Source organism: Sphingobium psychrophilum (genome assembly GCF_012927105.1).
In the GTDB taxonomy this organism is placed as follows: Bacteria; Pseudomonadota; Alphaproteobacteria; order Sphingomonadales; family Sphingomonadaceae; genus Sphingobium; species Sphingobium psychrophilum.
On the sequence record NZ_JABBFV010000007.1, the window covers coordinates 17,835 to 37,433 of the forward strand.

Genomic DNA, 19,599 nt, shown 5'->3' on the forward strand with positions numbered 1-19,599 from the left:
TATGGATCGTCTGGCTTCCCGCTTCGCCGTATGCAAGTCGCAGGGTCGCGCCGCGCTCATCACCTTCGTCACCGCTGGCGACCCGGACGTCGCCGCGACACCAGCCATACTCGATGCGCTGGTCGCGGGCGGCGCGGACATCATCGAACTGGGGATGCCCTTCACCGATCCGATGGCCGATGGCCCCGCGATCGAACTGGCGAACCTGCGCAGCCTGGGGTCGGGCACGAAGACCAAGCATATCTTCGCCCTCGCCGCCGACTTCCGCGCGCGTCACCCCGATACGCCGCTGATCCTGATGGGCTATGCCAATCCGATGCTGATCCGCGGCGGTGACTGGTTCGCCGACCAATGCAAGGCCGCCGGCGTCGATGGCGTGATCTGCGTCGACGCGCCGCCAGAGGAAGATGCCGAGATCGGCCCTGCCCTGCGCGCGGCTGGTGTCCATCTTGTTCGCCTGGCCACCCCCACGACCGATGCGGCGCGCTTGCCGACCGTGTTGAACGGCGCCAGCGGCTTCCTTTATTATGTCTCGGTCGCAGGCATCACCGGCAAACAGTCGGCAGCCCAAGCATCGATCGAAATAGCGGTCGCAAAGCTCAAGGCCGCAACCGACCTGCCGATCGCGGTCGGTTTTGGCGTGCGCGGTCCGGAGCAGGCCGCCGCCATTGGTCGGATCGCCGACGGCGTGGTCGTTGGTTCCGCCATCGTCGATATCATCGGGTCGCATGGCGACGCCGCCGCGCCCTTCGTCCAGACCTTCGTCGCCGCGCTGCGCGACGCCCTTCACATTCGGGAGACAGCCGCATGAGCTGGATCAACCGCGTTCGTAACGCCCTGCCCTTCACAAAGAAGGAAAGCACCGCTGAAACGCTGTGGCACAAATGCTCGTCCTGCCATGAGATGATCTTCATCAAGGAATGGGAAGAGAATCTGTCGGTCTGCCCCCGCTGCGACCATCATGGCCGGATCGGCCCGTCGGAACGGTTCGAGCAGATATTGGACGCCGGCTTCATCCTGCTGCCGACGCCCCATGTGCAGGAAGACCCGCTCAAATTCCGAGATTCCAAGCGCTATCCCGACCGGATCAAGGCCGCCCGCGCCGCGACCGGGGACCAGGACGCCCTCATCAACGCGCGCGGCGCAATTGATGACGTGCCTTTGGTGATGGGCGTGCAGAATTTTGCCTTCATGGGCGGTTCCATGGGCATGGGCGTGGGCGCGGCCTTCATCCAGGGCGTCAATGACGCGATCGCCCATAAATGCCCCTATGTCATCTTCACCGCCGCCGGCGGCGCGCGGATGCAGGAGGGGATATTGTCCCTGATGCAGATGCCGCGCGCGACCGTGGCGATCCAAAAGCTGCACGCAGCGGGCCTGCCCTATATCGTCGTGTTGACCGATCCGACCACCGGCGGCGTGACGGCCAGCTACGCCATGCTGGGCGATATCCAGATTTCGGAACCCAATGCGCTGATCGGTTTTGCCGGCCAGCGCGTGATCGAAAGCACGATCCGCGAAAAACTGCCCGAAGGCTTCCAGCGCGCCGAATATCTGCTGGACCATGGCATGATCGACATGGTCGTCCATCGCAGCGAATTGCGCGACACGCTGGCGCGAGTCATCGGCTATCTGACGCCCCGCGCGGCGGATTGAACCAGCGCTCGCGCTAAAAGGGGACAAGCGCGCCATGGCCGACCATGCGGTTTCGGACGATGCACAGGTGCAGGCGCAACTGGACCGGCTCTGGTCGCTGTCTCCCGGCGCGGACATATTGGGGCTGGAGCGCATCACCGCGCTGCTGGAGCGGCTGGACGATCCGCATCGCGCGCTGCCGCCCGTCTTCCATGTTGCGGGGACCAATGGCAAGGGGTCGACCTGCGCCTTCCTGCGCGCGGCGATGGAAGCGGACGGAAAGACCGTCCATGTCTTTACCTCCCCCCATCTGGTGCGCTTCAACGAGCGTATCCGGGTGTCGGGCCAGCTGATTTCCGATGTGCTGCTGGCCCGCTATCTGGAGCGGGTTCTGGATATCGCCGAAGGGGTGAACGCCAGCTTCTTCGAGGTGACGACGGCCGCCGCCTTCCTGGCCTTTGCCGAACATCCGGCCGACGCCTGCATCGTCGAAGTGGGTCTGGGCGGGCGGCTAGACGCGACCAATGTGATCGTCGACCCGGCGGTGTGCGGCATCGCCCAGCTTGGCATCGACCATCAGGCGTTTCTGGGCGACACGCTGGCCCAGATCGCCGCGGAAAAGGCCGGCATCGCCAAGGCGGGCGCGGCGCTGGTGACGCAGCGATACGCCGAATCGCTTTTCCCGGTGATGATGGACGCCGCCGCCCGCGCGTCCACGCGCTGGATCGGACAGGGCGATGGCTGGGACGCGGCCATCTATCGCGACCGGATGCATTATCGCGACGAGCAGGGTCGGCTGGAAACGCCGCTGCCACGCTTGGCCGGGGCGCATCAGGTGCAGAATGCCGCGCTCGCCTTCGCCATGCTGCGCCATCAAAGCGCGGTGCCCTTGTCCGAAGCCGCGCTTAAGGCCGCGCCGCTATGGGCGCATTGGCCCGCGCGGTTGCAGCGGCTGGATCGGGGACCGTTGCTAGACGCCCTGCCGCAGGACGCCACGGCCTGGCTCGATGGCGGCCATAATGCCGGCGCGGGCGAGGCGATCGGCGCCTTCTTCACCGCCGAGCGGCTGGAGGGGCATAAGCTCCAACTCGTGATCGGCATGTTGGCGAACAAGGAAGTGGACGCCTTCCTCGCGCCCTTCGCGGGCAAGGTCGCGCATATCCACGCCCTGCCGGTGCCGGGCCATGAGCATCATCCGGCCGAGCGCTTCGCCGCCATCGCCGCCCAATGGGGCATCGGCTGCACCGCCCATGCCGATGCCCGCCAGGCGATCGACGGTATCGCGGCAGAATGCGCGGCGTTCGGCGATACCGCGCCCAAGCTGCTGATCGGCGGTTCGCTCTATCTGGCCGGCGAAATTTTGCGCCTGAACGAACAACTGCCCGACTGATTATACTTGCGACTGACTCCAATAGCGTAGGATGAGCTTCTGACCCATGCAGAAGGTGCGATTCTATGGCTTATGGAGAGACTTCCCCCATCGACCTGCCCCGGCCCATTCCGGGCGGCTATGGCAATCGCCTGTTCCTGTTCGTCATGCGCCGGATGGCGACCGCGGGGGTGAATGACGCCCATGCCGCCAATGCGATGCTGGGCGCGTTCGGCCGCAGTTATCGCCGGCCACTGGTGCTGATGCGCGCGATGATGCTGGAACTGGCCCGCGCGTCGAGCCGCAAGATCCTGGTCGCGCCCTGCTGCTGCGCCCGCATGACCGCCGACGAGGCGTTGATGATGCAGGCGACGGGCGACGCGCTGCGCGATCCCAACGCGGCCTATGAACAGGTGAGCGAATTGCTGGGCAACGATCATGCGCTGGGGGCACTCACCTGCCTGCAGGCGGTGGCGCAGGCGCATAGCGACCTGGGGCGGCCGCTGGATCTCTACGCGGCGGGCTGATCCCCCGGATCGGTCGTGGCGGCGGTGCCGACGCTCGCGTCGATCAGACCCGCGCGCATCATCAGCCAGAACAGCAGGATGCCAGGCATAGCGAGCGCGGTCGTCAGCAGGTAGAAATCAACATAGCCGAACCGCTCGATCAGGGTGCCTGCGGTCGTGCCGGTCAGGAAGCGGCCGACGATGCTGGCCGCCGCCGAGATCAGCGCATATTGCGCGGCGGTGAAGCGCAGGTCGCAGAGCGCCGAGAAATAGGCGACGACGGTGACGCCGCCGATTCCGCTGGCGATATTTTCGAACCCGATGGCGCCAGCCATGCCCCAATTGCTCTTCCCCAGCGCGGCGAGCGCGGCGAAGCTGAAATTGGACACGCCCATCAGGATCAGGCTGAACAGCACGGATCGCTTCATGCCCATCCGGGCATAAAGGATGCCACCGATGAAGATGCCGATCAGATAGGCCCAGAAACCGATGCCGACGTCATAAATGACGATTTCATCGTTGGTGTAGCCCATATCGTCGAACAGCAGGCGAAAGGTCAGGTTCGCCAGCGTGTCGCCGATCTTGTGCAGCAGGATGAAGAGCAGGACGAGGAATGCGCCCTTGCGCCGGAAGAACTCAAGCAGCGGCCCGGTGATCGACGCCATCACCTCCCCCATGCCGCGCCGGGCGATGGGATCGCGATGCCGTTCCGGTTCGCCTAGGATAAGGCCGGTGAGCATTGCCGGCAGCGCAAAGGCGGCGCAGGCGAGATAAGCGCCCTGCCAGCCGATGCGGGCCGCGAGGATCAGCGCCAGAGAGCCAGCCGCCACCGATCCGATGCGCCAGCCATATTGCGACATGCCCGATCCAACGCCCAGTTGTTCGGGCTTCAAAGTTTCGATCCGATAGGCGTCAATCACGATGTCATAGGTCGCGCCGGCTGCACCGACCAGGATGGCGGCATAGGCGGTCTGCAACAGGCTGGATGTCGGATCGACCAGGGCCAGATTGGCGACCGCCGCCATGACCAGAACGCCCGCGAGCAACAGCCATGACACGCGCTGCCCCAACCGGCCGATGATCGGCAGGCGCACGCCATCGACCACCCAGGCCCAAAGCCACTTTAGATTATAGACGAGAAAGGCCAGGGTGAAGGCGGTCACGGCCTTCTTGTCGATGCCATCCTGTGCCAGTCGCGTGGTCAGCGTCGCGCCGATCATCGCATAAGGAAAGCCTGAAGAGACCCCCAGGAAGAAGGCCGCCAATGGCCCCTTTTCCGCATAGGGTTTCACGGCGTCGAGCCAGCGGCTGCGGCCCTGTATGGCGTCGGTCATGATGGCGTGCGTCCCCGGTGGTCCAATTGCGCGCCACCATATGGCCTGATCGCCGCCAGGCAAGTGTCCTGTGCCGCGATCAGTCCGCGGGCAGGAACAGGCTGAACCCCGGCGGCAGCTTGGGCCGCCTTGCGCCGCGCAGCGCGGCGTCGATCACGCCGATCGCCGCTATCAGATCGCGCGGGGCATAGGGTTTGGCGAGACAGCCCACCGCCAGCGCCTGCGCCTCGATCGGGCAGCGCCCGGTGACGAACAGGACCGGCAGGCCCAGCGCGGCAGCGTGACGGGCGACGTCGATGCCCGTTTTCTCGCCATGCAAGGCTACGTCAGCGATCACCAGGTCGACGCCGCCACCGTCCATGACCCGCACGGCATGGTCATGATCGTCGACCGTAGCCGCAATGCGATAGCCCGCCTGCGCCAGCGCATGTTCATTGTCGAAGGCGACGAGCGCCTCATCCTCCACCACCAGCACGGTGCGGATCGCCTTGCGACGCGACAGGCGCGCGCCTGCCTCTTTCAGAAGCCCGAAAAACATTTGCCGATCCGCCCTGATTCCGCCATGCACCCGATGAAACGCCGCGCCCCCGCACCCGGTTGCCCGATGGGAGGAACAAACCCCCTCACCCAAGCGCCGGAGCGGCACATTTCAGCCTGTTGCTGGCTTTACACCCATATGGGAAGTGCCAGTACCCATGAAAAGGAACCCGCCCTTGGAACCGCCGAAAAAATCAGGACCGCCCCGCAGGGCAGGACCAGGCGGCCCAAAACGCCCCACCGGCCCCGGCCGGAGCGGATCGGGCGGGCGTCCTGGCGCGCCAGCCGGACGCGGCGGAGCGCCGCGGCAGGATGAGAAGCGACAGGATGAGAGGCGTCAGGGCGATGGACGGCCGAGCGATGGCCGCCGTGGCGATGCGCGCCCGACTGCGGGACCGCGGGGCGACGCCAGGTCGCGTTTCGACAAGACAGACGATAGCCGGGCCGACCGGCCGCGCAGTGATCGGGGCAGTGATCGGGGCAGTGATCGGGGCAGTGATCGGGTTCGTCCCGACCGCGTTAAGGCCGACGGTGCCGGGTCAAGGCCTGCAACGAGTGCAGGAGCACGCGATGCCACCAGCGCACGCCCTGCACGTGGCGCGGTGCCACAGGATGCCAGCGACAAGCCGCGCGTAGCCCGCAGCGAAGGCGATCGGAGCGATCGCCCCCGCACGGAGCGCGGTCGGCCTGATCGTGCCCGGCCCGATCGGGCGCGGGGCGATGCGCCCCGGTTCGCGGCCAAATCCTATCCGCCGCGCAAGCCCAGGGGCATAGGACCGACCCAGACCACCAATCCCCACCCGGCCCGCGCGGCGGCGGCCAGCGACGGCAAGGGCGAGCCGCAGCGCATTTCCAAGCTGCTGGCCCGCGCCGGGGTCGCCTCCCGCCGGGAGATTGAGCGGATGATCGAGGAAGGCCGCGTCGCCAAGGATGGCGTGGTGATCGATACGCCCGCGACGCTGCTGACGTCGCTGCATGGCGTGACCGTCGATGAAGTCGCGATCGCCGCGCCTGCACCCATGCGCCTGTTCCTGTTCCACAAGCCGGCCGGTTTCCTGACCACCGAGCGCGATCCGGCGGGGCGGCCGACCATCTACGACCGGCTGCCCGCGGACCTGCCGCGGTTGATGCCGATCGGCCGGCTGGACATGAACACCGAAGGCCTGCTGCTGATGACCACCGATGGCGGTTTCAAGCGCGAGATGGAATTGCCCGCGACCGGCGTGCCGCGCACCTATCGCGCCCGCGCCTTTGGCGAGGTGAGCCAGCAGCAGTTGGAGGATCTGTTCGACGGGCTGGAAATCGACGGCATCCGCTATAGCGCGATCGAGGCCAATCTGGAGCGGCGCACCGGACGCAACCAGTGGATCGAAATGACCCTGACCGAAGGCAAGAACCGGGAGGTGCGCCGCGTGCTCGAACATCTGGACCTGAAGGTCAACCGGCTGATCCGCACCAGCTATGGCCCTTTCCATCTGGGCGAATTGCCGGTCGGCGCGGTGGAGGAGGTGCGGCAGAATGAACTGGAGCTGTTCCGTAAAAGCCTGAAGGACCTGAAATGAGGATCATATCGGGCCAATGGCGCGGCCGGCCGCTGACCGCGCCCAAGGGCGACGCCACCCGGCCGACGGCAGACCGGACACGCGAGGCGCTGTTTTCGATGCTGACCAGTCGGCTGGGATCGTTTGAGGGATTGGCCGTGGGCGATTTCTTCGCCGGATCGGGCGCACTGGGCTTTGAGGCGCTGTCGCGGGGCGCGGCGTCCTGCCTGTTCGTCGAGCAGGACAAGCCGGCGCTGGACGCGATCCGCGCCAATGGCGACCGGCTGGGCATTCGTCCCGACATACGGCCGTCCAGCGTGTTGTCGCTGGGGTCGGCGGCCAAGCCGCTCGACCTCATTTTCATGGACCCGCCCTATGGCACCGGCGCGGGCCAGGTGGCGCTCGACAAGCTGGGGCGGCTGGGCTGGACCAACGCTGCCAGCTGGATCAGCATCGAAACCGATAAGCGCGAGGATGTGGTCGTGAAGGGCTTTACGATCGACACGGTGCGCGACTGCGGCAAGGCGCGGATCACGCTGCTGCGGATGGAGGACTGAGCGCCTGGTTTTGCGCCTGTCCCAGCGGCCAATAGAGACAGCGAGTGCGACAGTTAAATAGCGTTTTCGCCATTCTCCACGGTAATTATTTAATTATATCAATATATTAACCGTATCCTGTTTCGATTATCGATCGATTTTGCGCTCATAAAATAGGCCGCAACCGGGCGGGGCGGGTGGTGATGGACGCCACCCGCCCGACCTACGCAGCCATTCAGCGCTGGCGGCTTTTCTTCGCTTCGCCGCGATTGACGCAACTGTCCTGTACCGTGCGCGTGCAGACCGGATAATCCTTCGCTTCAGTTGGCGGGGGCGTGACGTTGCCGCCCATGGTAACCGGATTGGCGGAGGAGCCAACGGGCGCGGCTGGGTCTTTGGGAACACCTGCTGGCGCAGGCACCATGCCCGGATCGGCCGGGACGGCGCCCGTCGGCTGACCGGCATTGGGGTCGTCCTGCGGCGGGGTTGCAGGCGTGGCGGGAGCGGCAGGCGCTGGCGGGGTCGCCAAGCCCGGATCGCTGGGCGTGGCCGGCATTGCTGGCGCAGAGGGTTCGGCGGGTGCAGATGGGGGCGTTGCCGTTGGATCGGCGGGTGGGGGCGCATCGGCGGGCGGCGGCGTCATGGCGTCACCGGGCGGCTGGCTGCTCGGCGCGGGCGTGTCTTGCGCGACGGCCATACCGCCCAAAGTGGTGAAGCTCAGCATCGCAACGCCGGCCAGCATGATGGATTTCATCGGGATCATCCTTTCCTATGTTCTTCGACCCGCAGGTCGCTCATTCTCAGACGAGCATGGCAAGAACCGGACACAGGACGTCCCCGTTCCACCGAGGCGGCAAAACGTGGCTCAGGCGCGGCCAGATGAACCGCATCGGCCGTCGAGGCCTGTCGGGTCAGGGGCCTTCGGGATAGCGATCATATTTAGGCAGTTCGTGCGCCGACGCCATCCATGGCACGGCGTCGGCCATCTGGACATGTCCCCCCGGCGGCAAGGCGGCGGCATCGTCCAGCGTCGCGCTTTGGATGTCGATCGCGCCGGGAAAGACCACCGGATTGGTGTAGAACAGGCCGGTGCCGCATGTGCCGCAGAAATGCCGGGTCGCATTGTCGGAAGACTGGTAGCGGACCGGATCGCCGGTGATCGTCACGGCGTCCTGCGGGAACAGCGCCCAGCCGACCATCGGCGCGCCGGCGCTGGCGCGGCAGTCGCTGCAATGGCAAATGGCGCTATAGGCCGGTTCGCCGGTCGCTTCATAGCGTATCGCCCCGCATTGGCATCGTCCCGTCACCATCGGCTTGCTCCCTTGCATGATTCGCCTTTTGTTCTCATAGAAGCCCTCTCACCGCAAGAGCCGCGCCCCTTGCCCCCGCTCCACCCCATGCCTAGTTGTCCAGCCATGACCGTTCCTACCCCCTCCCCCAATGATCCGCCCTATCTCGACGGGCTGAACCCGCCCCAGCGAGAGGCGGTGCTGACGACCGAGGGGCCCGTGCTGGTGCTGGCAGGCGCGGGCACCGGCAAGACCGCGGCGCTGACTGCGCGGCTGGCGCATCTGATCGGCACGCGGCGGGCCTGGCCGTCCGAAATTCTCGCGGTGACCTTCACCAACAAAGCCGCGCGCGAGATGCGGGCGCGGGTCGGCCGGATGATCGGCGACGCGGTGGAGGGGATGCCCTGGCTTGGCACCTTCCATGCGATCGCGGCCAAGATGCTGCGCCGCCATGCCGAACTGGTCGGTCTGCAATCCAATTTCACCATTCTCGACACCGACGATCAGTTGCGGCTGCTCAAGCAACTCATCCAGGCCGAAGGGGTCGACGAGAAGCGTTGGCCCGCGCGTCAGTTGGCCGGTTTGATCGACCAGTGGAAGAATAAGGGCTGGACCCCCGACGATGTCGGCGCGGGCGAGGCGGAAGGCTATGCCCATGGCAAGGGGCAGAAGCTCTATGCCGATTATCAGGCGCGGTTGCGTCAGGTAAATGCCTGCGATTTCGGAGACTTGCTGCTGCATGTTCTGACGATATTGAAGAAGCATCGCGATGTGCTGGCGCAGTATCAGGAGCGGTTCCGCTATATCATGGTGGACGAATATCAGGACACCAATAGCAGCCAATATCTATGGCTGCGGCTGCTGGCGCAGACGCGCAAGAATCTGTGCTGCGTGGGCGACGACGACCAGTCGATCTATTCATGGCGCGGTGCAGAAGTCGCCAATATCCTGCGGTTCGAAAAGGATTTTCCGGGTGCGACGATCATAAAGCTGGAACAGAATTATCGCTCCACGCCGCACATCCTGGGCGCAGCGTCCGGGGTGATCGCCGAGAATGGCAATCGCCTCGGCAAGACGCTGTGGACTGACATCGATGTGGGCGAAAAGGTGCAGGTCATTGGCGTGTGGGACGGGCCTGAAGAAGCCCGGCGCGTCGGTGAGGAGATCGAGCAAGTCCAGCGGGGCGGCGGATCGCTGGACGAGGTCGCCATCCTGGTCCGCGCCCAGCACCAGACCCGCGAGTTCGAAGATCGCTTCATCCAGATCGGCCTGCCCTATCGCATCGTCGGCGGCTTCCGTTTCTATGAGCGTGCCGAAATCCGCGATGCGCTGGCCTATCTGCGGCTGGTGAACCAGCCTGCCGACGATCTGGCGTTTGAGCGCATCGTCAATGTGCCCAAGCGCGGGCTGGGCGACAAGGCGGTGGAGAAGCTGCACCGGCTGGCGCGGGCGGAGGGCATACCATTGGCGCTGGCGGCCGCGCGAATCCTGGACACCGACGAGTTGACGCCGCAGGCGCGCCGGTCGCTGGGCAACTTCATCGGCGATCTGGCGCGCTGGCGCGACCGGGCGATGCAATTGCCCCATGCCGAACTGGCGCGACAGATATTGGACGAGAGCGGCTATACCGCGATGTTGCAGGCCGAGCGCACGACCGAAAGCGCCGGGCGGCTGGAAAATCTGTCCGAACTGGCGCGCGCGATGGAGGAATATGAGACGCTTGGGGCGTTTGTGGAGCATGTCTCTCTCGTCATGGACAATGAGGCGAAGGCGGAATCCGCCAAGATCACGATCATGACCATCCACGCCGCCAAGGGGCTGGAATATGACACGACATTTCTGGTGGGATGGGAGGAAGGCATCTTCCCATCGCAACGGGCGCTGGACGAAGGCGGCCTCAATTCACTCGAAGAGGAACGGCGGCTCGCCTATGTGGCGATCACGCGGGCGCGCAAGCGCTGCACAATCCTCCATGCCGCCAATCGCCGCATCTATGGCCAGTGGACCAGCAGCATCCCGTCGCGCTTCGTGGGCGAATTGCCGCCCGAACATGTCGAATCGGAAAGCAGCATGACCGGCGGCGCGTCGCTATGGCGCGCCAACTGGTCGGAACGGGACGACCCGTTTGCGCATGTCGGGCGCGGTGAAGGGCGCGGTCCCGGCTGGCAACGGGCGCAAACGACCGGCCAGTTCAGCCGGGAGCCGGTGCGGATCGTCGAGGCGCGGGCGTCGGCCGTGTCGCTGGGCAATAAGGGTCGCGACGACATGCGCGTGGGCCTGCGCATATTTCACCAGAAATTCGGCTATGGCTCCGTGGCGGAGATCGAGGGCAACAAGCTGGAGATCGATTTCGAGACGGCCGGGCGCAAGCGGGTGATGGACAGCTTCGTTCAGCCCGCTTGAGGGCGTCGGGCGTCCTTCGCCGTGCCGGTCATACGGATCGTCAGGATGCGGGCGGACAGTAGCACGCCGACGTCGCGTGCGAATCCTTCTATGGCCGCGATCGTCGCTGGCTCGCTGACCAGGCGCGGCGCGGGATCGATCGCGCAGAGCGTGCCGTAGAAGCTGCCGTCCGCGAGGATGACCGGGAAGGACACATAGCTTTTGAAGCCGTAGAAGATCGGCACCGGATGCTTCTGCCAAGCGATGTCGGCATCGACATGGTCGATGACCACATAATTTTCGGTCTGGCGGATTTCCTTGCAGATCGTCATCTGCATATCCAATTCCGCGCCGGGCTCCAGACCAAAGTCGATCTTGTCAAGCACCTGGCAGGCGATCCAGCGATCCTCGGTCACGCGCGCCACCGCCGCAAAGCCCATCTGCGTCACATCGCATAATTGCGTCAGGATGGCGCGGATCGCGTCATCATCGCCCTGTTCGGCGGCCTGCATGGCCAATTCTTTCTTCATGCCGCCCGCGATGGCAGGAAAGCGGCGCGTTGGCGAGTCTGAAGCGCAACGAACGCGCAACATCACGAACCGCACGAGAATTTTGTGATAAACTGGTGGAGCCTAGCGGGATCGAACCGCTGACCTCCTGCATGCCATGCAGGCGCTCTCCCAGCTGAGCTAAGGCCCCATCATGGGCGGCCCGGCCGCATCCATAGGGTCAGGCCATGTCCGGCAATGCCGTCGGCCGAAAAATTGGTGGAGCCTAGCGGGATCGAACCGCTGACCTCCTGCATGCCATGCAGGCGCTCTCCCAGCTGAGCTAAGGCCCCGTACCAATGAAGCGCCGTTGGGTCCGGCACCTCGGAGGTCGCTGCCATTAGGTGGCAGCAATCTCCTTGGCAAGAACAAATTTCAGTTAATTGTCGTCGCTGTCGTCATCGCTGGCGGCTTCGACACCCAGGTCGTCATCACCGCCCAGATCGACGTCATTATCCGGCGAATCGCCGTCGTCATCGACATCGATATCCAGATCGTCGTCGGCCGTTTCCAGCTCGCCGTCGGCCGTCTCGATCACCTTCTTGGGCGCTGCTTCCTCATAGGGGAGCGGCTGCTTCGACTTCAGTACGGGTTCGGGTTCCCAGGCGCTGCTGCAGTTGATGCAGGTTACCGGATCATCCTTGCCCAGGTCGTAGAAGCGAGTCGCGCATTTCGGGCAGGTCCGCTTCGTGCCCCATTCAGCCTTCACCATGTCCGGCCTGTTCCTTTATTCGATGCTCAAACAGATAATCACACGGCGCAACGCTTGTTGCCCGCGAAACGTGGCGCGCCTTGCCATAGCAGGATCGCGCTGTCAAAAGCCGGGCGCATTTTTTCGGTTCCACGATAATGGATACCCCGTGACTCATATAGACGACCAGCCCACCCCGATGACCTTCACCGCCGCGCCGTCGCTGGCGGGCAGCGTGACCGTGCCGGGCGACAAGAGCATTTCCCATCGGTCGCTGATGCTGTCGGCGCTGGCCATCGGCCACAGCCGGGTCGAAGGCCTGCTGGAGGGCGAGGATGTGCTGGCGACCGCTGCTGCGATGCGGGCGATGGGCGCGCAGATCGAACGCGATGCCGAGGGCGTGTGGCACATCCATGGCGTCGGCGTGGGCGGGCTGTTGCAGCCGGAGACGGCACTCGACATGGGCAATAGCGGCACATCGACGCGATTGCTGATGGGTCTGCTCGCCAGCCATGACCTGACCGCGACCTTCGTGGGCGACGCATCGCTCAGCAAGCGCCCGATGGCGCGGGTTACGCAGCCGCTGTCGCGCATGGGGGCGAGCTTCACGTCCAGCCCCGGCGACCGCCTGCCATTGACGATGAAGGGCGCCTGCCCCGCGGTGCCGCTCGACTATCGCCTGCCCGTCGCATCGGCGCAGGTGAAGTCGGCCATCCTGCTCGCCGGTCTCAATACGCCCGGCATAACCCGCGTCGTCGAGCCGATCCCGACCCGCGACCATAGCGAACGGATGCTCAAGGGATTCGGCGCGGACCTGAGCGTCGAGATCGAAGCGGACGGCACCCGGATAATCACCCTGGTCGGCGAGGCGGAATTGCAGCCGCAAAATATTGTCGTGCCGGGCGACCCCTCCTCCGCCGCTTTCCCGATGGTCGCGGCGCTGCTGGTGCCCGGATCGCAGGTGACGATCGCCAATGTCGGCCTGAACGCGACGCGCGCTGGCCTGATCGACCTGCTGCGCGAAATGGGCGGATCGATAGAGGTCATCAATGCCCGCGAAGTCGGCGGCGAGCCGGTCGGCGACCTTATCGTCACCGCATCGATCCTCAAAGGCGTGGAGCCGGACCCGGCGCGCGCGCCCAGCATGATCGACGAATATCCGGTCGCCTTCGTCGCCGCCGCCTTCGCACGGGGGCGCAGCATCTTCCGCGGGCTGGACGAACTGCGCGTCAAGGAATCGGACCGCATCGCCACGATGGCGCAGGGGCTGCGCGCGATCGGCGTGAGCGTCGAGGAATTGGAGGACGGCATCGTGATCGAAGGCAGCGGCGGCGCGCCGCTGACCGGCGGCGGGCCGATCGCGACACGGCTGGACCATCGCATCGCGATGAGCTTCGCCGTCGCTGGCCTGGTGTCGAAAAATGGCGTCACCATCGACGACATGCGGCCGGTGGCGACCAGCTTTCCGACCTTCTTGCCGCTGCTTCAACAATTGGGAGGAATGGCATGACATTCGACGCCTTTGACTGGGATTGGGCAAATGTCGTCGGCTTGATCGGCAGCGCGCTGATGGTCGTCGCCTATGCGTATAGCAATATGGCGCGCACCCTGAATTTCGTCATCTTCAACCTGATGAACCTGGCGGGCGCGCTGCTGCTCATCTGGTCGCTGACGGTGCATTTCAATCTGGCGTCGATGGCGCTGGAAGTGGTTTGGGCAGCGATCGCGCTGCTCGGACTAGGCAACGCGCTAAGGAAGAAAAAGCCATGATCATCGCCGTCGATGGCCCCGCCGCATCGGGCAAGGGGACCATCGCCAAGGCGCTGGGTCGCCATTATGGGTTGCCGGTGCTGGACACCGGCCTGCTGTATCGCGCGGTCGGCCTGTCGGTGCTGAAGGCCGGCGGCGATCCCGATCATGAGGCGGACGCGCTGGCCGCGGCCGGATTTGACGATGCGATCCTGGTCGACCCCGCGCTGCGGAGCGAAGCGGTCGGCTCCCTCGCCTCGCGCGTGTCCGTGCACCAGAGCGTGCGCGACGCGCTGATCGCGCGGCAGCGCGATTTCGCCACCCAGCCGGGCGGCGCCATATTGGACGGGCGCGATATCGGCACGGTGATCGCGCCCGATGCCGATGCCAAGATTTTCGTGACGGCCAGCGTCCATGTCCGCGCCGAGCGCCGTTATAAGGACGCGCTGAGCCATGGCGGCCACCCCGACATGGACAGCCTGATCGCCGACATCCAGGCGCGCGACACCCGCGACATGAGTCGTGACCATGCGCCACTCAAAGTCGCACAAGGCGCGGACTTGCTAGATACGAGCGATTTGACTATAGACGCGGCCGTCCAGCGGGCTGTTGCGCTTGTGGACGCCCAGCTTGAAGGTCGCTCCAGAAGTTGACCCGTCAAGGCGCGCGGTTGTTCCGGGCGCCCTTTTCGCTTTTCAAGGCAGCGCGTTCCCTTGTCCTCTAACTCGCGGGATACGCTCAGGATATTCGGTCCTGTGCGTGCTTTGGCCAAAGACCATCGGATACAACCGGTTGGCCAGCAATGACGAGTGAAGGACTAACCATGGCCTCTACGGCATTTCCCACGCGCGACGATTTCGCCGCGCTTCTCAATGATTCTCTCGGTGGTGAAGACGGCGGCTTTGAAGGCCGCGTCGTCAAGGGCACCGTTACCGCCATCGAAAACGACCTGGCCGTCATCGACGTGGGGTTGAAGTCCGAAGGCCGCGTGCCGCTGCGCGAATTCGCAGCGCCAGGCCAGAAGGCTGACCTGAAGGTCGGCGACGAAGTCGAAGTCTATGTCGACCGCGTCGAAAACGCCCATGGCGAAGCCATGCTGTCGCGTGACCGCGCCCGTCGCGAAGCCGCCTGGGACAAGCTGGAAGCCGAGTTCACCGAGAGCGCCCGCGTCGAAGGCGTCATCTTCGGCCGCGTCAAGGGTGGCTTCACCGTCGACCTGGACGGCGCCGTGGCCTTCCTGCCCGGCAGCCAGGTCGATATTCGCCCCGTCCGCGACGTCACCCCGCTGATGGACATCCCGCAGCCCTTCCAGATCCTGAAGATGGATCGTCGCCGCGGCAACATCGTCGTGTCGCGTCGCGCCATTCTGGAAGAAACCCGCGCCGAACAGCGTTCGGGCCTCATCCAGACGCTGGCCGAAGGCCAGATCATCGAAGGCGTCGTCAAGAACATCACCGATTATGGTGCGTTCGTGGACCTGGGCGGCATCGATGGCCTGCTGCACGTCACCGACCTGTCGTACAAGCGCATCAACCACCCCAATGAGATGATCAACATCGGCGACACCGTCCGTGTCCAGATCATCCGCATCAACCGCGACACGCAGCGCATCTCGCTCGGCATGAAGCAGCTTGAGAGCGATCCTTGGGAAGGTGCCGCCGCCAAGTATCCGATCGGCGCCAAGCTGTCGGGCCGCGTCACGAACATCACCGAATATGGTGCGTTCGTCGAACTGGAAGCCGGCATCGAAGGCCTGGTCCATGTGTCGGAAATGTCCTGGACCAAGAAGAACGTCCACCCCGGCAAGATCGTTTCGACCAGCCAGGAAGTCGAAGTCCTGGTCCTCGAAGTCGATCCCGAAAAGCGCCGCATCTCGCTCGGCCTCAAGCAGGCCCAGAGCAATCCTTGGGACAGCTTTGCCGAGCGTCACCCGATCGGTTCGACCGTCGAAGGCGAAGTCAAGAATGCGACCGAGTTCGGCCTGTTCATCGGCCTGGACGGCGACGTCGACGGCATGGTCCACATGTCCGACATCGCATGGGGCATTTCGGGCGAAGACGCGCTGGCGCTGCATCGCAAGGGTGAGGCCGTTTCGGCCGTCGTTCTCGACATCGACGTCGAGAAGGAGCGCATCAGCCTGGGCATGAAGCAGCTTGAGCGTGGCGGCCCTGCCGCTGGTGGCACCGCCGCCGCATCGGCCGGCCTCAACAAGAACGCGATCGTTACCGTGACCGTCCTTGAAGTCCGCGACGGCGGCCTGGAAGTCCAGGCTGGCGAAGACGGCGCGGCCGGCTTCATCAAGCGCAGCGACCTGGGTCGCGACCGTGACGAACAGCGTTCGGAACGCTTCCAGATCGGCCAGAAGTTCGACGCCATGGTGACCGGTTTCGACCGCGCCAAGAAGCCGACCTTCTCGGTCAAGGCGATGCAGATCGCCGAAGAGAAGCAGGCCGTGGCGCAGTATGGTTCGTCCGACAGCGGCGCATCGCTGGGCGACATCCTGGGCGAAGCGCTCAAGGCGAAGACCGAAGGCTAAACCTTCCTCTCCTCCGAAAAATAAAAAAGCCCGCCGGACCCACGTCCGGCGGGCTTTTTCATGTCCGTGATGCCATCATCCTTTTGGAAACGTAACGATCTTGATGTGCCCGATTGTCAACGCCTTGCGGAACCTCTATGCATGGCATGGGGCACAGCAGAGGGGCGCTGGAGAACCAATGATCCGTTCGGAATTGATCCAGAAGCTGGCCGAGGAAAATCCGGGGCTCAGCCTGCCGGAAGTGGAAAAGATCGTCGATCTCTTCTTCAGGGAGATTGTCGACCGGCTTTCCACCGGTGGTCGTGTTGAACTGCGCGGATTCGGCGCATTCACCACCCGCGCGCGCGATGCACGCACCGGGCGCAACCCGCGTACCGGGGAACAGGTGCCGGTATCCGCCAAGCGGGTGCCCTATTTCAAGCCGGGCAAGGAAATGCGCGAACGGCTAAATGGCAAGGACGACGCCTGAGTCCACCTGCGGCCGGGATTGCTTGGGACGATCGGTCGCTTGAGACGATCGATGGCTTGACCTGCCGGGCGCCAGCCGTCAGGGGAAACGCGACCCTCAATCGGGCGGACGTGGCGAAATCGGTAGACGCAGCGGACTTAAAATCCGCCTTCCCCTGGAATTGCGGGTTCAAGTCCCGCCGTCCGCACCACTTTGACGCATAAGACTTTCCCGACCCGCATCGCGGCTCCAGATTTATGCGTTTCGACAAGCTATTCCGACACATCATTAATCGCCCCAACCGGCTGCGACTTCATCATCAGTAGGATGGTGACCGATTTGGAACGACCAGAGGCGTTCCAACCGCGACCGTTGACGCACCAAAGTTCTCTCCATCCTGCCGCGCCCCCTCCCGCTCCGCCGGAGCGTCAGCCGTCACTGTCGAACCTGTCCTAATCGGAGGCGCGTAAATGGATTCCGTCCTAGCGGTCCGCCCGGCAGCGGCATACGGTTTCCAACACATATTCGGTGTGCCGGTTGTGCAAGCCCGGTCCACCTCGCACATAAGTGCATCTATCGCTGCGCACCATTATGCATGGTACGTCCAGCGCTTAGAATTTGACCGGCTTTCTTGCGTTTTTCGCGAGTCCGCGCTGGTCATTTCATCGCGCAGCCACGATGATGCCGCCATGGCCGGTGCATTTGATCCCAATAGTTTCAGCGACTCCCTCGTCATCCTGGGGGCCGCGGGCCTCGTCATTCCAGGCTTTGCCCGATTCCGCATCAGTCCGGTCATCGGGTTCATCCTGGTCGGCCTGGCGGTCGGTCCGGCAGGGTTGGGATCACTGGTCAGCCAATATCCCTGGCTTTATCATGTCACCATCTCCAACGGCGAAGCGATCGAGCCGTTCGCGGAACTGGGCGTCATCCTGCTGCTCTTTTCGATCGGGCTGGAACTGAGTTTCCGGCGATTATGGACGATGCGCGCCCAAGTGTTCGGCGTGGGCGCCACCGAACTGATCGGCGGCGCATCGTTGATCGCGATGGGCCTTTATCTGCTGGGACAACCGACCGCTGGCGCGATCGGCCTGGGTCTGGCGCTGGCGCTGTCGTCCACGGCGGTCGTGCTGCCGATGGTAGGCACCCAGAGCGCGGTCGGGCGCGCGGCTTTCTCCATGCTGCTGTTCGAAGATCTGGCGCTGGTGCCGATCATCTTCATGCTGGGCGCCCTCGCCCCGTCCGTCGCCGCAAGTCCCGACGGCGCCTGGAACGCGATGGCGAGCACGCTGATGAAGGGCGGCATCACCATCGCGGTGATGCTGGTGCTGGGGCGGATCGTCCTGCCCCATGTGTTCAGCCAGGCCGCGCGCACGAAAAGCCCGGAGGTCTTCCTGGCGGCCAGCCTGCTTGTCGTGATCGTGTCCAGCCTGGCCACATCGATTGCGGGTCTGTCGCCCATCGTCGGCGCGCTGCTCGCAGGCATCTTGATCGCCGAAACCGACTATCATAGCGAAGTCGAGGTGATGACCGCCCCGTTCAAGGGGCTGGCGCTGGGCGTATTCCTGATCACCGTGGGCATGAGCCTGGACATTCGCGTCATCCTGGCCAACTGGCCCAGCCTGATGATGGCGGTGGTCGGCGTGGTGCTGGCCAAGACGCTGGTGACCGCGGCGCTGCTCTACTTCTCCGGCGCGCGCAAGGGCGTGGCGTTGGAGGTGGGCGTGCTGATGTCCAGCCCATCGGAAACCACCCTGATCGTGCTGTCGGCGGCCGCGGCGGCGCAATTGATCCTGCCGTCCACCGCCGCCTTCTGGCAGATCGTGACCGCCATTGGGCTGACCATCACGCCGCTGCTGGCGCGGATCGGCCATGACGTCGCCCGGCGGCTGGAAATGGCGATCGGCGAAGAGCGGATCGAAGCGACAGAGGACCATATCGAGGCCGCGGCGGTGGTCATCGGCTTTGGTCGCGTGGGCCGCATGGTGTGCGACCTGCTCAAGTCCCACAAGCAGCGTTTCGTCGTGGTCGAATCGGACCCTGACGTCGTGGCGGAGGCACGGCGGCTGGGCTATCCCATCCTGTTCGGCGACGTGGCGCGGGTGGAGATGCTCGACCGGCTGCGGCTGGGCCATGCCCGTGCCCTCATCCTGACGATGGACGACCCGGTCCTGTCGGTGCGCGTGACCAAGCGGGTGCGCGGATGGGTGCCCGACCTGCCGATCATCGCGCGCGCGCGCGATACCGACCATGCCGCCCAACTCTATAAGGCCGGAGCGAGCGATGCGGTGCCCGAAACGCTGGAAAGCTCGCTGCAACTGGCCGAGACGGCGCTGGTCGACCTGGGCGTCGCCATGGGGCCGGTGATCGCGTCGATCCACCAGATGCGCGAGGATTTGCGGGTCGGCATCAAGGAAGCGGCGCAGATGGAAACCGCGCCCAAGCTGCGGCGGCTGCGGCCCGATGAGGTTGGCTGAGGCTTAGTGGGTGGTGTTCCCGCG

19 protein-coding genes and 3 tRNA genes are annotated in these 19,599 nt (G+C 64.7%); 14 read left to right on the forward strand and 8 right to left on the reverse strand.

What is annotated here, in order from left to right; genetic code table 11:
• Position 1: 1 nt before the first annotated feature.
• The 4 genes from trpA to HHL08_RS11265 all read left to right on the forward strand — a co-directional run bounded on the left by trpA (position 2) and on the right by HHL08_RS11265 (position 3,531).
• Positions 2–811 (forward strand): tryptophan synthase subunit alpha, encoded by an 810-nt coding sequence (gene trpA, locus HHL08_RS11250; RefSeq protein ID WP_169573237.1) that lies wholly within the window; start codon positions 2–4, stop codon positions 809–811.
• Entirely contained in the window at positions 808–1,656 is an 849-nt protein-coding gene (accD, locus tag HHL08_RS11255) for an acetyl-CoA carboxylase, carboxyltransferase subunit beta (protein WP_169573239.1), read from the forward strand. Before trpA ends, accD begins: the two co-directional genes overlap by 4 nt.
• 34 nt (positions 1,657–1,690) lie before the next feature.
• Positions 1,691–3,025 (forward strand): bifunctional folylpolyglutamate synthase/dihydrofolate synthase, encoded by a 1,335-nt coding sequence (locus HHL08_RS11260; RefSeq protein WP_169573241.1) that lies wholly within the window; start codon positions 1,691–1,693, stop codon positions 3,023–3,025.
• A gap of 65 nt (positions 3,026–3,090) precedes the next feature.
• Positions 3,091–3,531 carry a DUF6628 family protein gene (locus HHL08_RS11265; protein WP_169573243.1) on the forward strand — a complete coding sequence of 147 codons (441 nt, stop codon included), beginning with the start codon at positions 3,091–3,093 and terminating at the stop codon, positions 3,529–3,531.
• On the opposite strand, the gene HHL08_RS11270 is transcribed toward HHL08_RS11265, so the two are convergent.
• Together HHL08_RS11270 and HHL08_RS11275 are read right to left on the reverse strand one after the other, a co-directional pair.
• A complete protein-coding gene (locus HHL08_RS11270) occupies positions 3,516–4,844 on the reverse strand; it encodes an AmpG family muropeptide MFS transporter (protein WP_169573245.1) in 1,329 nt (442 codons plus the stop codon). The genes HHL08_RS11265 and HHL08_RS11270 overlap by 16 nt on opposite strands.
• 79 nt (positions 4,845–4,923) lie before the next feature.
• A complete protein-coding gene (locus tag HHL08_RS11275; protein WP_169573247.1) occupies positions 4,924–5,382 on the reverse strand; it encodes a response regulator in 459 nt (152 codons plus the stop codon).
• A 601-nt stretch (positions 5,383–5,983) separates the two neighbouring features.
• On the opposite strand from HHL08_RS11275, the gene HHL08_RS25925 reads away from it, so the two are divergent.
• Together HHL08_RS25925 and rsmD are read left to right on the forward strand one after the other, a co-directional pair.
• Positions 5,984–6,943, forward strand: a complete 960-nt coding sequence (locus tag HHL08_RS25925; RefSeq protein WP_328804646.1) for a pseudouridine synthase — start codon at positions 5,984–5,986, stop codon at positions 6,941–6,943.
• Positions 6,940–7,479 carry a 16S rRNA (guanine(966)-N(2))-methyltransferase RsmD gene (gene rsmD / locus HHL08_RS11285; protein WP_169573251.1) on the forward strand — a complete coding sequence of 180 codons (540 nt, stop codon included), beginning with the start codon at positions 6,940–6,942 and terminating at the stop codon, positions 7,477–7,479. The genes HHL08_RS25925 and rsmD overlap by 4 nt, the downstream gene beginning before the upstream one ends.
• A gap of 214 nt (positions 7,480–7,693) precedes the next feature.
• On the opposite strand, the gene HHL08_RS11290 is transcribed toward rsmD, so the two are convergent.
• Both HHL08_RS11290 and HHL08_RS11295 read right to left on the reverse strand, forming a co-directional pair.
• Positions 7,694–8,212, reverse strand: a complete 519-nt coding sequence (locus HHL08_RS11290; protein ID WP_169573253.1) for a Fe-S oxidoreductase — start codon at positions 8,210–8,212, stop codon at positions 7,694–7,696.
• 157 nt (positions 8,213–8,369) lie between these two features.
• On the reverse strand, positions 8,370–8,768 hold the full coding sequence (locus HHL08_RS11295) for a GFA family protein (protein WP_169573468.1): 399 nt from the start codon (positions 8,766–8,768) through the stop codon (positions 8,370–8,372).
• Between the two features lie 105 nt (positions 8,769–8,873).
• Between HHL08_RS11295 and HHL08_RS11300 the strand changes: the two genes are divergently transcribed.
• Positions 8,874–11,150: an ATP-dependent helicase gene (locus tag HHL08_RS11300; RefSeq protein WP_169573255.1), complete on the forward strand. Its 2,277-nt coding sequence runs from the start codon at positions 8,874–8,876 to the stop codon at positions 11,148–11,150.
• On the opposite strand, the gene HHL08_RS11305 is transcribed toward HHL08_RS11300, so the two are convergent.
• The 4 genes from HHL08_RS11305 to HHL08_RS11320 all read right to left on the reverse strand — a co-directional run bounded on the left by HHL08_RS11305 (position 11,138) and on the right by HHL08_RS11320 (position 12,389).
• Positions 11,138–11,659 (reverse strand): GAF domain-containing protein, encoded by a 522-nt coding sequence (locus tag HHL08_RS11305; protein WP_169573257.1) that lies wholly within the window; start codon positions 11,657–11,659, stop codon positions 11,138–11,140. The two genes, HHL08_RS11300 and HHL08_RS11305, sit on opposite strands and share 13 nt — an antisense overlap.
• 93 nt (positions 11,660–11,752) lie before the next feature.
• Positions 11,753–11,828, reverse strand: a tRNA-Ala gene (locus HHL08_RS11310).
• A 66-nt stretch (positions 11,829–11,894) separates the two neighbouring features.
• Positions 11,895–11,970, reverse strand: a tRNA-Ala gene (locus HHL08_RS11315).
• Positions 11,971–12,056: 86 nt separating this feature from the next.
• Entirely contained in the window at positions 12,057–12,389 is a 333-nt protein-coding gene (locus HHL08_RS11320) for a TIGR02300 family protein (protein WP_169573259.1), read from the reverse strand.
• 148 nt (positions 12,390–12,537) lie between these two features.
• Between HHL08_RS11320 and aroA the strand changes: the two genes are divergently transcribed.
• The 7 genes from aroA to HHL08_RS11355 all read left to right on the forward strand — a co-directional run bounded on the left by aroA (position 12,538) and on the right by HHL08_RS11355 (position 19,575).
• Positions 12,538–13,878, forward strand: coding sequence for a 3-phosphoshikimate 1-carboxyvinyltransferase (gene aroA, locus HHL08_RS11325; RefSeq protein ID WP_169573261.1), 1,341 nt, complete (start codon positions 12,538–12,540; stop codon positions 13,876–13,878).
• Entirely contained in the window at positions 13,875–14,138 is a 264-nt protein-coding gene (locus HHL08_RS11330; protein WP_169573263.1) for a CBU_0592 family membrane protein, read from the forward strand. The genes aroA and HHL08_RS11330 overlap by 4 nt, the downstream gene beginning before the upstream one ends.
• Positions 14,135–14,770: a (d)CMP kinase gene (cmk, locus tag HHL08_RS11335; protein WP_169573265.1), complete on the forward strand. Its 636-nt coding sequence runs from the start codon at positions 14,135–14,137 to the stop codon at positions 14,768–14,770. Before HHL08_RS11330 ends, cmk begins: the two co-directional genes overlap by 4 nt.
• 170 nt (positions 14,771–14,940) lie before the next feature.
• Positions 14,941–16,653: a 30S ribosomal protein S1 gene (rpsA, locus tag HHL08_RS11340; RefSeq protein WP_169573267.1), complete on the forward strand. Its 1,713-nt coding sequence runs from the start codon at positions 14,941–14,943 to the stop codon at positions 16,651–16,653.
• Positions 16,654–16,831: 178 nt separating this feature from the next.
• Positions 16,832–17,122, forward strand: coding sequence for an integration host factor subunit beta (locus HHL08_RS11345; protein WP_169573269.1), 291 nt, complete (start codon positions 16,832–16,834; stop codon positions 17,120–17,122).
• A gap of 104 nt (positions 17,123–17,226) precedes the next feature.
• Positions 17,227–17,312, forward strand: a tRNA-Leu gene (locus tag HHL08_RS11350).
• 478 nt (positions 17,313–17,790) lie between these two features.
• Positions 17,791–19,575, forward strand: a complete 1,785-nt coding sequence (locus tag HHL08_RS11355; protein WP_169573271.1) for a cation:proton antiporter domain-containing protein — start codon at positions 17,791–17,793, stop codon at positions 19,573–19,575.
• The last annotated feature ends 24 nt before the right edge of the window (positions 19,576–19,599 follow it).

What these genes read in the sequence shown, in the direction of transcription:
- rpsA (WP_169573267.1), top strand. Translation starts at nt 14,941, where the DNA reads ATGGCCTCTACGGCATTTCCCACGCGCGACGATTTCGCCGCGCTTCTC.
- HHL08_RS11260 (WP_169573241.1), top strand. Translation starts at nt 1,691, where the DNA reads ATGGCCGACCATGCGGTTTCGGACGATGCACAGGTGCAGGCGCAACTG.
- rsmD (WP_169573251.1), top strand. Translation starts at nt 6,940, where the DNA reads ATGAGGATCATATCGGGCCAATGGCGCGGCCGGCCGCTGACCGCGCCC.
- HHL08_RS11300 (WP_169573255.1), top strand. Translation starts at nt 8,874, where the DNA reads ATGACCGTTCCTACCCCCTCCCCCAATGATCCGCCCTATCTCGACGGG.
- HHL08_RS11330 (WP_169573263.1), top strand. Translation starts at nt 13,875, where the DNA reads ATGACATTCGACGCCTTTGACTGGGATTGGGCAAATGTCGTCGGCTTG.
- trpA (WP_169573237.1), top strand. Translation starts at nt 2, where the DNA reads ATGGATCGTCTGGCTTCCCGCTTCGCCGTATGCAAGTCGCAGGGTCGC.
- HHL08_RS11355 (WP_169573271.1), top strand. Translation starts at nt 17,791, where the DNA reads ATGGCCGGTGCATTTGATCCCAATAGTTTCAGCGACTCCCTCGTCATC.
- cmk (WP_169573265.1), top strand. Translation starts at nt 14,135, where the DNA reads ATGATCATCGCCGTCGATGGCCCCGCCGCATCGGGCAAGGGGACCATC.
- HHL08_RS11320 (WP_169573259.1), bottom strand. Translation starts at nt 12,389, where the DNA reads ATGGTGAAGGCTGAATGGGGCACGAAGCGGACCTGCCCGAAATGCGCG.
- HHL08_RS11345 (WP_169573269.1), top strand. Translation starts at nt 16,832, where the DNA reads ATGATCCGTTCGGAATTGATCCAGAAGCTGGCCGAGGAAAATCCGGGG.
- HHL08_RS11290 (WP_169573253.1), bottom strand. Translation starts at nt 8,212, where the DNA reads ATGAAATCCATCATGCTGGCCGGCGTTGCGATGCTGAGCTTCACCACT.
- HHL08_RS11270 (WP_169573245.1), bottom strand. Translation starts at nt 4,844, where the DNA reads ATGACCGACGCCATACAGGGCCGCAGCCGCTGGCTCGACGCCGTGAAA.
- HHL08_RS11295 (WP_169573468.1), bottom strand. Translation starts at nt 8,768, where the DNA reads ATGGTGACGGGACGATGCCAATGCGGGGCGATACGCTATGAAGCGACC.
- accD (WP_169573239.1), top strand. Translation starts at nt 808, where the DNA reads ATGAGCTGGATCAACCGCGTTCGTAACGCCCTGCCCTTCACAAAGAAG.
- HHL08_RS11265 (WP_169573243.1), top strand. Translation starts at nt 3,091, where the DNA reads ATGGCTTATGGAGAGACTTCCCCCATCGACCTGCCCCGGCCCATTCCG.
- HHL08_RS11275 (WP_169573247.1), bottom strand. Translation starts at nt 5,382, where the DNA reads ATGTTTTTCGGGCTTCTGAAAGAGGCAGGCGCGCGCCTGTCGCGTCGC.
- HHL08_RS11305 (WP_169573257.1), bottom strand. Translation starts at nt 11,659, where the DNA reads ATGAAGAAAGAATTGGCCATGCAGGCCGCCGAACAGGGCGATGATGAC.